Below are 13070 nucleotides of genomic sequence, written 5' to 3' on the forward strand. Positions count from 1 at the left end.
GTGCGACGGGGCCGCGAGTGGCACACCGTCGAGAGGCTTACTCGGCCGATGACGCAGTGGTGTGCCACTCGCGGACGCCGCGTGTCATCGGCGGTCCGGGTTGCAATCGAGGTCACCGGCGAGGATGTCGTCGACGCGTTCGGCGAGTGTGGGATCGCCGCTGGCGAAACGATTCAGGCGTAGCGGCCGCGATCGGCGGACCCGCATCGCGGCCAGGTGAATAGCGTCGCGAAGGATATCCGCACTGCTGACGCCCGTCCGCATTGCCGCGTCCTCGATGACGGCCAAGTCGGCAGTATCAGCGTGGACCGTGATTCGCTCGAGAGGCATATGCACACTGTGGCAGAGGTGTGCGCGAAGCTGTCGCGAGCCATATGGGAGGCGGTTCATTTCGGCTCTGTGCGAGGGGACGAACGCCGGAAGCCGGGCGCAGCGAGCGCTACGCCGCGCTGGTGTGCGGTGTGAAGCTGACGCGTGCGTCGTCGGCGTCGATGGTGATGTGCAGCGAAGCGTCCAGGGCTCGTGCCAGCTTTGTCAGCAGCGGAAGGGTGGGGACGGCGTCGGATCCCTCGATCCGGGAGATCTTCGCCTGCGTCAGTCCCGCCCGGTCGGCGAGTTCCGCTTGGGTGAGTCCGAGCTCCGTGCGACGGTTGCATACGGCGGCGGCGAGTTCCATGGCCAGTCTGATTTCATGAAGCACTTCGCTGACGGCCTCGGGCTCGGTCAGCCCTTGGTCGCTACCCGTCTGCCATCGACTGTGGGGCATCACAGCTCTTCCTTCTCGATAGTGCGAAGGAACTCGTCGTGGGTGGGGCCGTGTTCGGCCTCGCATATTCTTCGCATCTCGATAGCGGGTTTGCCCTCGGCCTCCTCGCGGTAGGCGGCGCGGTCAGAACTCCAGCTCCGACCAGGGGATGTGGATCGGGAACGGGAATTCGATGGTGATGGCATCGGAGTTCTTCGGGGACCACTCGTCCGTTACGAGGTAGTTGGCCGTGTGCAAGGGGTGCACGCCGGGCGGAAGCAGCTTGCCGTGGGTCGTCTCCAGCGCGAAAGCGCGGACCATCTCGATGGCACTCCTCTCGCGTTCCAGCGTCACCTCCCAGTACATGGGGATGCCTGCCCTGGCATAACGCGCCTGCTTGGCGTACATGTCGGTCTGGGTGTTCGACGGAGAAAGGACCTCGCCGACCAGCAGGACGTCGTCGGCTCGGATGTCTTGATAAGGAGCATCCAGGCAGCGATAGACGAGAAAATCGGGTGTCACGAAGTCGGATTTTCCGGCCTGGCCGAAGAACACATTGGTTTCGAAGTCGACGCGCCAGCAGCGCTCGGGCTGCTTCGCCATGCCTTCGCGAGCGCTTCGCTTCAGGGCGCTGGTCAGCGCGAATGTGAACGCCTGATGTTCGGCAGGCCCCCGTCGTAGCCAGACGACACGCCCATCCCACAGTTCGATCTGCCCGGCGATTTCTTCGGGCAGCTGCTCGAGCTCCTCCCACGTCATGTACTCGGGGAGGTCCGGTCGTTCGGTGCTCGGACTTGCCATGGCTTCATGTTAGCCCGGTCACGGGCTGTTTCCGCTGGTCATGAGTCCAGCGAAGCGGGCACCTCGCAGACCCCGATTTTGCCCAGGTGAACCCCTTGCCTACACTAGAGCGGTTGCCTGGGCACCTCCATGTCCGCATGCGTGCGCTCGGGCGATCGAACCTCCTCCGGTCGGCAAGGGTCGGCCGGACCATCCGAATTGTCGTAGGCCCACCGCTGGGCATGCCGATGTGCATGGCTGCGCTGTATGGGAACCGCGGCGAGAAAGGTGTCTAGGTCGAACCATGACCATGACTGATCCGATCGCAGACTTCCTGACACGTCTGCGCAACGCCAACTCGGCGTACCACGATCAGGTGAAGGCTCCGCACTCGAAGCTCAAGGCGAACATCGCCGAGATCCTCAAGCGCGAGGGTTACATCGCCGACTACCGGACCGAGGACGCACAGGTGGGCAAGACGCTCATCGTCGACCTCAAGTACGGCCCGAGCCGTGAGCGCAGCCTCGCAGGCGTGCGCCGCGTCTCCAAGCCCGGTCTGCGCGTGTACGCGAAATCCACCAACCTGCCCAAGGTGCTCGGCGGCCTCGGCGTGGCGATCATCTCCACGTCCTCCGGCCTGCTGACCGACAAGCAGGCGGCCAAGCAGGGCGTGGGCGGCGAAGTCCTCGCTTACGTCTGGTAAGGGAGGTCAGGACAATGTCGCGTATTGGTAAGAAGCCCATCGCAATCCCCGCTGGCGTCGACATCACCATCGACGGCCAGGACATCTCGGTGAAGGGGCCCAAGGGCACCCTGTCGCTCACCGTCGCCGAGCCGATCACCGTCGCCAAGGGCGAGGACGGCCAGCTCGAGGTCGCCCGTCCGGACGACGAGCGCCGCAGCCGCGCACTGCACGGCCTGACCCGCACTCTGGTGTCGAACATGGTCGTCGGCGTGACCCAGGGCTACGAGAAGAAGATGGAAATCTTCGGCGTCGGTTACCGCGTGGCGCTGAAGGGCCAGAACCTCGAGTTCGCCCTCGGCTACAGCCACCCGGTGCCGATCGAGGCCCCCGAGGGGATCACGTTCGCGGTGGAGTCGCCCACCAAGTTCTCCGTGTCCGGAATCGACAAGCAGAAGGTCGGCCAGATTTCGGCGGTCATCCACGGCCTGCGCAAGCCCGACCCGTACAAGGGCAAGGGCATCCGCTACGCCGGCGAGGTCGTTCGCCGCAAGGTCGGAAAGACGGGTAAGTGATCATGGCGCAAACCGAAAACCAGAAGGCCAAGCGCATCCCCCTGGGCAAGGACGTGTCGACGCAGCGCCGTCTGTCGAAGACGCGCCGTCACTTCCGCCTGCGCAAGAAGCTCGCGGGTACCACCGAGCGTCCGCGCCTGGTGGTCAACCGCTCCTCGCGCCACCTGCACGCGCAGCTGGTCGACGACTCGGTCGGCAAGACCATCGCCGCCGCCTCGACCATCGAGGCCGACGTGCGCGCGGTGGACGGCGACAAGTCGGCCAAGAGCAAGAAGGTCGGCGCCCTGCTGGCCGAGCGTGCCAAGGCCGCCGGTGTCGAGGCCGTCGTGTTCGACCGTGGTGGGCACGACTACCACGGCCGGATCGCCGCACTGGCCGATGCCGCTCGCGAAGGTGGGTTGAAATTCTGATGATCGATAACAAGAACGGAAGGAACGTCTGATGCCGGGACGTCAGAGGCGTGACGGCGGAAGCGGACCCGCCGGACAGAATGGCAGCGCCCCCGAGGGCGGCCGCGGCGATCGTCGCGGTGGCGGCGACCGTCGGGGCGGTGGCGACCGTCGCGACAACGCCGCGGAGAAGAACCAGCTCGAGCGGGTCGTCGCGATCAACCGCGTCTCCAAGGTCGTGAAGGGTGGTCGGCGCTTCAGCTTCACCGCCCTCGTGATCGTCGGTGACGGCAACGGCCTGGTCGGCGTCGGCTACGGCAAGGCCAAGGAAGTTCCCGCCGCCATCCAGAAGGGTGTCGAAGAGGCTCGCAAGAACTTCTTCCGCGTCCCGATGATCGGCTCCACCATCACGCACCCGGTTCAGGGTGAGGCGGCCGCCGGTGTGGTCATGCTGCGTCCGGCCTCGCCGGGTACCGGTGTGATCGCCGGTGGCGCGGCTCGTGCCGTGCTGGAGTGCGCCGGTATCCACGACATTCTGGCGAAGTCGCTCGGTAGCGACAACGCCATCAACGTCGTGCACGCGACTGTCACTGCCCTCAAGCAGCTGCAGCGTCCGGAAGAGGTCGCGGCTCGCCGTGGCCTGCCGCTCGAGGACGTCGCCCCTGCCGGCATGCTGCGTGCGCGCGCTCAGGCTGCCGGAGGTGTCAAGTAATGGCAGATCTCAAGGTGACCCAGATCAAGAGTTCGATCGGCGCCAAGAAGAATCAGCGGGACAGTCTTCGGACCCTCGGTCTGCGCGGTATCCGCAAGACCGTGGTCCGCGAGGACAACGCCCAGAACCGCGGGCTGATCAACGTCGTGCGCCACCTCGTGACCGTTGAGGAGGTCTGACATGACCATCAAGTTGCATCACCTGCGTCCGGCTCCCGGCGCCAAGACCGAGAAGATCCGTGTGGGTCGCGGTGAGGGCTCCAAGGGCAAGACGGCGGGCCGTGGTACCAAGGGCACCAAGGCGCGCAAGAACGTCCCGGCCGCCTTCGAGGGTGGGCAGATGCCGATCCACATGCGGCTGCCCAAGCTCAAGGGCTTCACGAACCCGTTCCGCACGGAATACCAGGTCGTGAACGTCGGCAAGATCGCGAAGCTGTTCCCCGAGGGCGGCGAGGTCGGCAAGGCCGAGCTCGTGGCGGCCGGTGCGGTTCGCAAGAACCAGCTGGTCAAGGTCCTGGGCGATGGTGAGATCGGCGTCGCGGTCCAGGTGACCGCGGACAAGGTCACCGGCGCGGCGAAGGAGAAGATCACCGCCGCCGGTGGCACCGTCACCGAGCTGGGCTGACGGTACTCTGCATTACAGCGGCGCCGGACGAGTGGAGAGCTCGTCCGGTGCCACTGTTAGAGTTCAATTGTTGTCTGCCAAGCCTCGTCGTGGTTTTCGGCGTCCCTTCTATGTCGAGCAGGGACATCGCTGAACATCCATGTCATGACCATGTCGTTCGCCAGGAGGATCAGTGCTTTCCGCCTTCGTATCGGCCTTCCGGACTCCGGACTTACGGCGGAAGATTCTCTTCACGCTGGGGTTGATCGCGTTGTACCGGCTGGGTGCCTCGCTGCCATCCCCCGGCGTCGACTACAAGGCGGTCCAGGAGTGCATCGACCTGGTCTCGGGCGGTGAGTCCGGCGGCATCTACCAGCTGATCAACCTGTTCTCCGGTGGTGCGCTGTTGCAGCTGTCGGTCTTCGCGATCGGCATCATGCCCTACATCACCGCGAGCATCATCATCCAGCTGCTCACGGTCGTCATCCCGCGGTTCGAGGAACTGCGCAAGGAAGGCCAATCCGGCCAGACCAAGATGACGCAGTACACCAGATACCTGTCGATCGCCCTCGCGATCCTGCAGGCCACCGGCCTGGTCGCGCTCGCGGCCCGCCGCCAGCTGCTGCAGGGCTGCCAGAAGGACATCCTGGCCGACACCAGCATCTTCGGCATGATCATCATCGTGCTCGTGATGACCGCGGGCGCGGCGCTGGTGATGTGGTTCGGCGAGCAGATCACCGAGCGCGGCATCGGCAACGGTATGTCCCTGCTGATCTTCTCGGGTATCGCCGCCCGCATCCCGAGCGAGGGCAAGGCGATCCTGGACAGCCGGGGCGGTCTGGTCTTCGGACTGGTGTGTGTCGCCGCGCTGGCGATCATCACCGCCGTGATCTTCGTCGAGCAGGGCCAGCGCCGGATCCCGGTCCAATACGCCAAGCGCGTGGTCGGCCGGAAGATGTACGGCGGCTCCTCGACCTACCTGCCGTTGAAGGTGAACCAGGCGGGCGTGATCCCGGTCATCTTCGCCTCGTCGCTGCTGTACCTGCCGAACCTGGTGGCGCAGCTGACGGGGTCGCAGAACAACCAGAATCCGAGCTGGTGGCAGGAGATCATCCAGAAATACCTGGTGAATCCCGGCAACCCGGTGTACATCGCGATCTACTTCAGCTTGATCGTGTTCTTCACCTACTTCTACGTCGCGATCACCTTCAACCCGGAGGAGCGCGCCGACGAGATGAAGAAGTTCGGCGGCTTCATCCCGGGCTACCGGCCCGGTAAGCCGACGGCCGACTACCTCAACTTCGTCCTGAGCCGTATCACCCTCCCCGGCTCGATCTATCTCGGTCTGGTAGCGGTGCTGCCGAACCTGTTCCTCGACATCGGCGCCTCCGGCGGTACCCAGAACCTTCCGTTCGGCGGTACCGCGGTGCTGATCATGGTGAGCGTCGGTTTGGACACCGTGAAGCAGATCGAGAGCCAGCTGATGAATCGAAATTACGAAGGGTTCCTCAAGTGAGAGTTGTACTGCTCGGTCCGCCGGGCGCCGGTAAAGGCACCCAGGCCGTCCTGCTGTCGGAGAAGCTGGGCGTTCCGCACATCTCCACCGGGGACCTGTTCCGCGCGAATATCAGCCAGCAGACCCCGCTGGGTCGCGAGGCGCAGAAGTACATGGACGCGGGCGACCTGGTGCCCAGCGACGTGACCAACCGCATGGTGGAGGCGCGGGTCAACGAGCCCGACGCCGCCAACGGCTTCGTCCTCGACGGCTACCCGCGCACGGTCGACCAGGCCGACGCGCTGGAGAAGATCCTCAAGCACATGAACACCACGCTCGACGCGGTGCTGCGCTTCGTCGTCCCCGAGGACACCGTTGTCGAGCGGATGCTCGCGCGCGGCCGCGCCGACGACAACGAGAGCGTGATCCGCAACCGGCTGCGGGTGTACCGCGAGGAGACCGAGCCGCTGCTGGACCACTACGACGGCCTGGTCGTCTCGGTGGACGGCGTCGGCGAGGTCGACGACGTCAACGCGCGGGCGCTGCGCGCGCTGGGCCACTGAGCCGACTCGCGATGGAGCGCTGAGGGCGGATGGTCTTCAACCGCAAGAAGAAGGTCGTGCCGTTCCGGACGGCAGGCGAACTGGACGCCATGGCGGCGGCGGGCGCGATCGTCGGCCGCGCTCTGGTGGCCGTGCGCGCGGCCGCCAAGCCCGGCGTGTCCACCGCGGAACTGGACGAGGTCGCCGAGCAGGTGATCCGGGACGCGGGCGCGGTGCCCTCCTTCAAGGGCTACCACGGCTTCCCGGCGTCCATCTGCGCATCGGTGAACGACCGCGTGGTGCACGGGATTCCGACGGCGGGGGAGATTCTCGCCGAGGGCGACCTGGTGTCCATCGACTGCGGCGCGATTCTCGACGGCTGGCACGGCGATTCGGCCTGGACCTTCGGCGTCGGCACCATCATCGAGGCCGATCGGTTGCTCAGCGAGGCGACCAAGTCGTCGATGGAGGCCGGTATCGCGGCGATGTTGCCCGGTAACCGGCTGACCGACGTCTCGCACGCCATCGAGCTGGGCACCCGTGCTGCCGAGAAGGAGCACGGGCGCGGCTACGGCATCGTCGACGGCTACGGTGGGCATGCCATCGGGCGCGAGATGCACCTCGATCCGTTCCTCGCCAACGAAGGCGAGCCCGGTAAGGGCCCGAAGCTCGTGGTGGGATCGGTGCTCGCGATCGAGCCGATGCTCACGCTCGGTACCACCCAGACGAAGGTGCTCGACGACGACTGGACCGTGGTCACCGTGGACGGCAGTCGTGCGGCACATTGGGAGCACACGGTCGCCGTCACGGAGGACGGACCCCGGATCTTGACGTTGCGTCCGGAGTAGTGCACGGCCGTCGGACGGGTCCGGTTCGGTGACACTGCGCGGCGAGGAAACGAGCCGCACCGACGCCAGGATTCCTGGTCGCTCTCGCCGCTTCTCCGCGTGCAGGCACCATGCGCCGACACGCCACCGGGCGATACCCAGCGTTCGCTGGATCGGTGACGTCGTTCCTTGCACCCGCGTCCTTCGCGTCGAGCCGAAGCGGTGGGCCGGTCGGTGCCCGTGCGGGGTGGAACGGTTACTTTCTCCTTGGTTTCGAACTGTTCTGAACGATGCCGTCAGCGTATGGCGGGGCAGTAGCCGGTGACCCGAGTAGACCGCTACTCGAATCGGCTTGGCGCACGCCGCAGTTCGCCGCTATCCGGCCTGCTCCGTGGACACCGCGACGGGGCGGGCAACGCTGTGGCCTGGCTATTTCGTGTGCGTAAGTAGCCGTTCAATCCGCGCGGCGCAGAGTCGTTCGCAGCACCAAAGTGACTATCGGCAGATCGAATTCGCCTTCGGCCGTCTCCGGCCTCGCCAGCAGATAGGCCCTGGTCCGGGCGAGCACCTCGGTCCGCTCGTCGGGGGAGATCACCACCGTGTGCGATTGCGTACCGATGGTCGCGGTCAGGGACTCTGCGGTGCGCCGATGTCGGTGCGGGAAGGTCGACCGCTCGAACACGTGCCGGCGGAACAGCGGGTGGTCGGGTAGCGCCACTTGTTCGCTCGGCGGCAGGGGCGTGGATACGCTGGACCCGGCCACCTTTTTCAGCCCCGCGACCCACTCCACGGAGCTGTCGTCGGTGTTCCACAAGGCAGCGAGAACGCCGCCGGGCCGCAGCACTCGGAGGAACTCCGGATAGGCACGGTCCAAGTCGAACCAGTGGAAAGCCTGCCCCGCGACGATCGCGTCCACCGAATCGTCCGCGAGCGGAATGGCTTCGGCCGTACCGGCGTGGGCGGCGACGTCCGGGAATCGGCGGGCGAGTTCGGCGCGCATGTGCTCGTCCGGTTCGACGGCGATCACGGTGGCGCCTACTTCGAGCAGACCCTCGGTCAGCTTGCCGGTTCCGGCGCCGAGATCGAGGACGGTCAACGGTCGCCGGTGGGCGACGGAGGCCAGCGCCCAGCGGATGGCCGCGGCGGGATAATCGGGACGGTGTTCGGCGTACGCGACGGCATGTGCGCCGAACGAACTCGCCCTTCTGGTGTGCAAGGCGAGCTTTTCTTCGTAGTCGTCCGGACTCCCCATCCGTTTCACTCTACGGATGGGGAGCCGCGACGGAACCTAAGATGCGCCGGGAAGTCTCCGGACGCCCGCGCAGACCTCGGCGGCCAGGTCGTCGTAGCCGACGGCCAGTTCGGCCAAGCGCTGCCAGGCGTCCCACAGATCCCATTCCGAACTGCTGGCCAGCGCCGCGTAGGCGTTCGCGGTGAACTGGGCCAGGCGATCGATCACGGCGCCGACGGTCTCGGTGTGCACGTGCGCCGCGCCGTGGGCGGGCGGCAATTGCGTGGTGATCCAGCGATCGATGTCGTGAATCAGGCTCGCACGCAACGCGTCTATCTCGCCGAGTGATTCGGGTCCCGCGCTGAGCCTGCGTTCGTGCAACGTGGTGAGTTCGTGTGCGCAGCGCAGCATCGGATTGCTCTCGTGCATCTCGCCTCGGCAGGCTTGCAGCACTTGATGTTTCGCCGGAAGAACCGCCCCGGTGGTCATCGCCCGGCCGTTCTCGTGCAGGACCGTACGGTGTCGATGATGGACGAGCCGGAGGGACGGAAACCGTTCTCGGGAGCCACGATCCAGTGCCGATAGTCGGCGTCGGCCACGGCGGGAGACGGCAGTGCGATCTCACCGCCGGAGGGCACGATGGAGACGTTGAGACGGAACAGTTCCGCGAACAGCCGGACGTCGTCGGGTAAGTCGGGGCGGGTGAGGAAGGTCCACCGTTTGGACCGAACGTGAGAGACGATCGGGCCCAACGCTATTCGGCGATGGGTGAGATCGTCGCGAACTTTCTGCCCCAACGCGGCGGGCATCGTGATCGCGCCGACGAATCCGGCGCGGAGGACGATTCGGCCTATCTCCGGATGGACTCCGGCGGGCAGGTCGCAGGTGTGTCGATAGTAGGCGCATCGGGCGGTCGGGGTATCCGCCAACGCCAGTTGGTCCATAGGGCCCTCGGGTAGCTTCGTGTGACTTTTTCCAAGCCGCCCGGACGGCGCTGCGGCACCAGTGCTGTGATCCGGTTCATCGTGCGGGCGTTGTCTCAGTAGAGCACTCCATGGAGCGGATCAAACATTCCGTTCAATTAGTTCTCGAGAAATTCGTTCGCCCGCCGGTTACCGGCGGGTGTGGTTACCGGTAGGGTGCGCGGGGATGCCCCGCGTTCAACTCGGCGTACGTAATTCCTGGTCAAGCGACCTGTGCAGATGCGGGGCGAGAACGCGGGTAGTTTTGTTCAGCGCCGTCGCTGACGGGTGCGCTACCTTGCCGCAAATCGATACCGCGGCAGCGCGCCTCAGGGTGTCGTGCGGAAGTACAGCACGCGGTCGCCGTGCTCGGACAATGGCGTGTCGACACTGATCTGGCGCAGGCCGCAGTCCGGCAGGTAGGTGAGGTTGGCGAACACCTTCGTGTTGCCGAAGGCCGCGCGCAGCTTGCTCTCCGTCGCCCGGTCGGGGTTGTACAACGCCAGCGTCTCGAAATCGAGTGGCGCGAGCGGTTTGTCGAGGGGGGCCTGCCCGGCAGGACGGCCGAGCGCGGCGTACTGGGTGGCCGTACCGCGCTCGTACCAGCACAACTCGTAGGCCACGTCCTCCGTGACCGTGATCGCCGCGACCGGCCAGTCCTGGGAGAGGCGCAGTGCCAGTGGATGTTTCGCCACCGGGGTGAGTTCCCAGTTCAGGCTCATGACCGTCACCCAGCCGCCGTAGGGCTGGTCGATCAGCACGATGTCGTCGCCGAGGGTGGCGGAGGTGTTCAGCTTCGGCTCGCGGATCTTCCACTTCGACTCGGTCGTACCGAGATAGCTGTCGCGGTCGAGGGGATAGGCGTCGTCGACGGCGTAGGCCGCGATGATCGCGGCGCGCACCTGGGCGATGGCGTCCCGTTCCGGCACGTAGACGCTGAGCGCGCCGAAGGTGGAGCCGATCTGGACCGGCGTCGACGGCTGATCCTGCTCGGTGCCCGGCGCGAGCGGTCGCAGGCCGACGAGAGCCAGCTTCCAGTTGATCTCCTCGACGGTCGACAGGTCGCCGGAGGATTTGAACATGATCTGCTGCTGGGTGAGCCGTCCGGCTCCCTCCAGGGTGCGGCAGCCCAGTTCGACCAGCGCCCGGTGCGACTTGGGAGTGAGATCCAGGTCCTGGATGCCGCAGGCGCGCAACCGGATCGACATGGTGGTGGAGGTGAACGCGGCGTACCGCTCCCGGTACATGGCGATGGCCTGCTTGCGCGACCGGCCGACCATGAGCGTGCGCAGCAGCGTGCTCAAGCTGGCCAGGTACTTGCCGGACAACTCCGGGTTCGCCGCGGCCAGGCCGGCGCGGATGCGGGCCGCCTCCTCGGTCGCGGCCACGGCGGCGTCCTGGTCCAGCCTGCCCAGCCAGACACCGCACTTGGACAGGCCGTCGGCGCACGGGCCCGCGACTTCCGGATGCGCCCGAGCCACTTGCCGGTAGACGTCACAGGCGCGCCGGATCGTCGTGGTGGCCAGTTCCCTGCGCCCGCTGTGCCGTGCCGCCTGCTCGAAGGAGCGCAGCGCGTCGTTCAATTCCCCGGCCAGACGGGCGGTGAGCACTTGGCCCCTGGACAGCAGGCGCAGGCGGATCGCCACCGCTTCTTCGGCGGGCGCCAGCGCTTCCCTTGTGCGGTCGCGCGTCGAGCCGTTGTTCTTGGTGGCGATCAGCCCCTTGGCGAGTTCGCCGAGCGAGGTGGCCAAGCGCAATTCGGATTCGACCGTCCGGTCGAGGGCCGCATACCGATCCGCCGCGATCTGACGCTCCATCGCGTCCAGATCCATCGCGCTCCTCGTTTCCAGCATGATCCTCCGCCAACGCGCGGCAACCGCGCAACACATTCTTCTGCGCACCGAGTTTGTCACGCTTGCCGCCCGCGCGCACCTGTATCCCGCCAGGCAGACCGGGTCGTTCGGCGGTCGGCGACCCGCGCGGCGGCCGACGCGATGGCGGAAGGCATGATCGAGGGTTGTGCGAGCCCTTCTACAGCGCGTGAGATCGGCCCGGGTGACGGTCGGCGAGCAGGTCGTCGGAAGGATCGATCCGGTGGTCGACGGCCTCCCGCACGGCCTGGTCGCCCTGGTCGGCGTGACGCACTCCGACACCGAGGCGACCGCGCGGGCATTGGCCGACAAGGTGTGGCGGTTGCGCATCCTCGACGGGGAGCGCTCGGCCGCGGACCTCGGCGCGCCGATTCTGGTGGTCAGCCAGTTCACGCTGTACGCGGACACGAAGAAGGGCAGGCGTCCGTCGTGGTCGGCGGCCGCGCCCGGCGCTGTCGCCGAACCACTCGTCGAGCACTTCGCGGAGGCGTTGCGCGAACTCGGCGCAACCGTGGCCACCGGGCGGTTCGGCGCGCACATGCACATCGACCTGGTGAACGACGGTCCGGTCACCCTTATGGTGGAGCTGTGAGCTGTTGTCTTGCCCCGAAAATTGGGGGCTCCGAGCGCATCTGGTGATCCGCGCCTCGCTCGACCTGGGCACGAAGTCTGCCCGCAAACATCGAGGAATTTCCCGTTCACGTTGACGTCACTGGTGATTAGTCATCCGCTGTTACCGTGGGTGGGAAGGACTCGAGGGTGGAGGAGCGGACGCGATGGCGGACAATGTCGAATTCGATGAGCATCTGTTCCGCAAGGCGGCCCAGAAGACGGGGCATGTCCAGGACCGGATCACCGGCATCATAGACAGATTGAGCACGTCGATCGCGGCGCGGGGGAACTGCTGGGGCAACGACAGTATCGGCCGTAACTTCGCCAACGGCCCGGACGGCTCGGGCGGTTACACCACGACCAGGGACAACCTGATCAAGGGCGCACGAAACATGGCGGGCACGTTCGAGAACTTCAGCAAAGGACAGACGAAGACCGCGAATCTGCTGCGCGACATGGAGCACGGCAACCGCGACGGCATCCGCTGACCCGGGGTTCACCGACCGATGACGAACGAGCAAGCCAAGGCGGACTTGGCCGACATCCTCGACGGCGTCCAAGAACAGATGCGGATCATCGCACGGTTGCAGCAGGAGCGCGCCGAACTGACCGGCCGCGCGACGGTGCGCGGCAAGCGGGTGACGGTGGTCGTGAACGCCGACAACACGGTGATCGATACCCAGTTCGGGCCCAATATCGAGGACCTCAGCCATGCCGAGATCGCCAAGGCGGTCACCGAGGCCGCGCAGCTGGCCAGTGCCGACGTGGCCCGCAAGACACGGGATCTGATGGCTCCCTTGGACACTCATCGGGCCCGGATGCCGAAGCTGTCCGATCTGGTCGAGGGCATGCCCGAGGTGCGCGCTCCGGAACCCGTCCCGGCTCCGACGGCGCCGCCGAACGCGCGGGAGCGCAGGGGGTTCTCCGACGGCAGCGGCATGCGCTTCACCGATACCGAGACGGTAGAACGCGATCGTGGTGGATCGGTCACCGATTCCAGCTGGTGACCTCGGTGGCCGCACCGGGCCGTCGAGGTAGCTGAGC

The 13070-nt window shown here is 66.3% G+C and carries 19 protein-coding genes; 12 read left to right on the forward strand and 7 right to left on the reverse strand.

The annotated features are described in order from the left end of the window. Positions 1-84: 84 nt before the first annotated feature. The 3 genes from AB0L97_RS18195 to AB0L97_RS18205 form a co-directional block, all read right to left on the reverse strand. A complete protein-coding gene (locus tag AB0L97_RS18195; protein ID WP_364430788.1) occupies positions 85-288 on the reverse strand; it encodes a hypothetical protein in 204 nt (67 codons plus the stop codon). 151 nt (positions 289-439) lie between these two features. Then, the gene (locus AB0L97_RS18200) at positions 440-766 is read right to left on the reverse strand and encodes a helix-turn-helix domain-containing protein (RefSeq protein ID WP_364430791.1); all 327 of its coding nucleotides are present in this window, start codon (positions 764-766) and stop codon (positions 440-442) included. Positions 767-889: 123 nt separating this feature from the next. After that, complete coding sequence (locus AB0L97_RS18205; protein ID WP_364430794.1) at positions 890-1546, reverse strand: Uma2 family endonuclease; 657 nt, start codon at positions 1544-1546, stop codon at positions 890-892. 283 nt (positions 1547-1829) lie between these two features. Here AB0L97_RS18205 and rpsH point away from each other — a divergent pair, with 283 nt between their 5' ends. The 9 genes from rpsH (at position 1830) to map (ending at position 7371) form a co-directional block, all read left to right on the forward strand. Beyond that, positions 1830-2228 (forward strand): 30S ribosomal protein S8, encoded by a 399-nt coding sequence (gene rpsH / locus AB0L97_RS18210; protein ID WP_039795549.1) that lies wholly within the window; start codon positions 1830-1832, stop codon positions 2226-2228. 14 nt (positions 2229-2242) lie between these two features. Continuing rightward, positions 2243-2782 carry a 50S ribosomal protein L6 gene (gene rplF / locus AB0L97_RS18215; RefSeq protein WP_356964784.1) on the forward strand — a complete coding sequence of 180 codons (540 nt, stop codon included), beginning with the start codon at positions 2243-2245 and terminating at the stop codon, positions 2780-2782. A gap of 2 nt (positions 2783-2784) precedes the next feature. Then, positions 2785-3192, forward strand: coding sequence for a 50S ribosomal protein L18 (rplR, locus tag AB0L97_RS18220; RefSeq protein ID WP_355076134.1), 408 nt, complete (start codon positions 2785-2787; stop codon positions 3190-3192). A 31-nt stretch (positions 3193-3223) separates the two neighbouring features. Then, complete coding sequence (gene rpsE, locus AB0L97_RS18225) at positions 3224-3883, forward strand: 30S ribosomal protein S5 (protein WP_039795557.1); 660 nt, start codon at positions 3224-3226, stop codon at positions 3881-3883. After that, positions 3883-4062: a 50S ribosomal protein L30 gene (rpmD, locus tag AB0L97_RS18230; protein ID WP_039795559.1), complete on the forward strand. Its 180-nt coding sequence runs from the start codon at positions 3883-3885 to the stop codon at positions 4060-4062. Before rpsE ends, rpmD begins: the two co-directional genes overlap by 1 nt. A 1-nt stretch (position 4063) precedes the next feature. Continuing rightward, positions 4064-4507, forward strand: coding sequence for a 50S ribosomal protein L15 (gene rplO, locus AB0L97_RS18235; RefSeq protein WP_039795561.1), 444 nt, complete (start codon positions 4064-4066; stop codon positions 4505-4507). Positions 4508-4679: 172 nt separating this feature from the next. Then, positions 4680-6002 carry a preprotein translocase subunit SecY gene (secY, locus tag AB0L97_RS18240; protein ID WP_355076137.1) on the forward strand — a complete coding sequence of 441 codons (1323 nt, stop codon included), beginning with the start codon at positions 4680-4682 and terminating at the stop codon, positions 6000-6002. After that, positions 5999-6544, forward strand: a complete 546-nt coding sequence (locus tag AB0L97_RS18245; RefSeq protein ID WP_355076139.1) for an adenylate kinase — start codon at positions 5999-6001, stop codon at positions 6542-6544. The genes secY and AB0L97_RS18245 overlap by 4 nt, the downstream gene beginning before the upstream one ends. 29 nt (positions 6545-6573) lie before the next feature. Next, complete coding sequence (gene map, locus AB0L97_RS18250) at positions 6574-7371, forward strand: type I methionyl aminopeptidase (RefSeq protein ID WP_355076141.1); 798 nt, start codon at positions 6574-6576, stop codon at positions 7369-7371. A gap of 433 nt (positions 7372-7804) precedes the next feature. Here map and AB0L97_RS18255 read toward each other — a convergent pair whose 3' ends face one another. From AB0L97_RS18255 to AB0L97_RS18270, 4 genes are all read right to left on the reverse strand, one after another. Continuing rightward, positions 7805-8602: a class I SAM-dependent methyltransferase gene (locus AB0L97_RS18255; RefSeq protein ID WP_364430804.1), complete on the reverse strand. Its 798-nt coding sequence runs from the start codon at positions 8600-8602 to the stop codon at positions 7805-7807. A gap of 36 nt (positions 8603-8638) precedes the next feature. Further along, entirely contained in the window at positions 8639-9070 is a 432-nt protein-coding gene (locus AB0L97_RS18260) for a DUF4254 domain-containing protein (protein ID WP_355076145.1), read from the reverse strand. Continuing rightward, a complete protein-coding gene (locus AB0L97_RS18265) occupies positions 9067-9525 on the reverse strand; it encodes a DNA-directed RNA polymerase subunit beta (protein WP_356964781.1) in 459 nt (152 codons plus the stop codon). The genes AB0L97_RS18260 and AB0L97_RS18265 overlap by 4 nt, the downstream gene beginning before the upstream one ends. A gap of 347 nt (positions 9526-9872) precedes the next feature. Next, entirely contained in the window at positions 9873-11396 is a 1524-nt protein-coding gene (locus AB0L97_RS18270; RefSeq protein ID WP_355076149.1) for a hypothetical protein, read from the reverse strand. Positions 11397-11562: 166 nt separating this feature from the next. Between AB0L97_RS18270 and dtd the strand changes: the two genes are divergently transcribed. From dtd to AB0L97_RS18285, 3 genes are all read left to right on the forward strand, one after another. Next, positions 11563-12006 carry a D-aminoacyl-tRNA deacylase gene (gene dtd, locus AB0L97_RS18275; RefSeq protein ID WP_355076151.1) on the forward strand — a complete coding sequence of 148 codons (444 nt, stop codon included), beginning with the start codon at positions 11563-11565 and terminating at the stop codon, positions 12004-12006. A 184-nt stretch (positions 12007-12190) separates the two neighbouring features. Next, positions 12191-12514, forward strand: a complete 324-nt coding sequence (locus AB0L97_RS18280; protein ID WP_356964778.1) for a hypothetical protein — start codon at positions 12191-12193, stop codon at positions 12512-12514. An 18-nt stretch (positions 12515-12532) separates the two neighbouring features. Beyond that, positions 12533-13033 carry a YbaB/EbfC family nucleoid-associated protein gene (locus AB0L97_RS18285; RefSeq protein WP_364430812.1) on the forward strand — a complete coding sequence of 167 codons (501 nt, stop codon included), beginning with the start codon at positions 12533-12535 and terminating at the stop codon, positions 13031-13033. The last annotated feature ends 37 nt before the right edge of the window (positions 13034-13070 follow it).

Origin of the sequence: Nocardia sp. NPDC051911, assembly GCF_040681035.1 — a bacterium.
In the GTDB taxonomy this organism is placed as follows: Bacteria; Actinomycetota; Actinomycetes; order Mycobacteriales; family Mycobacteriaceae; genus Nocardia; species Nocardia sichangensis.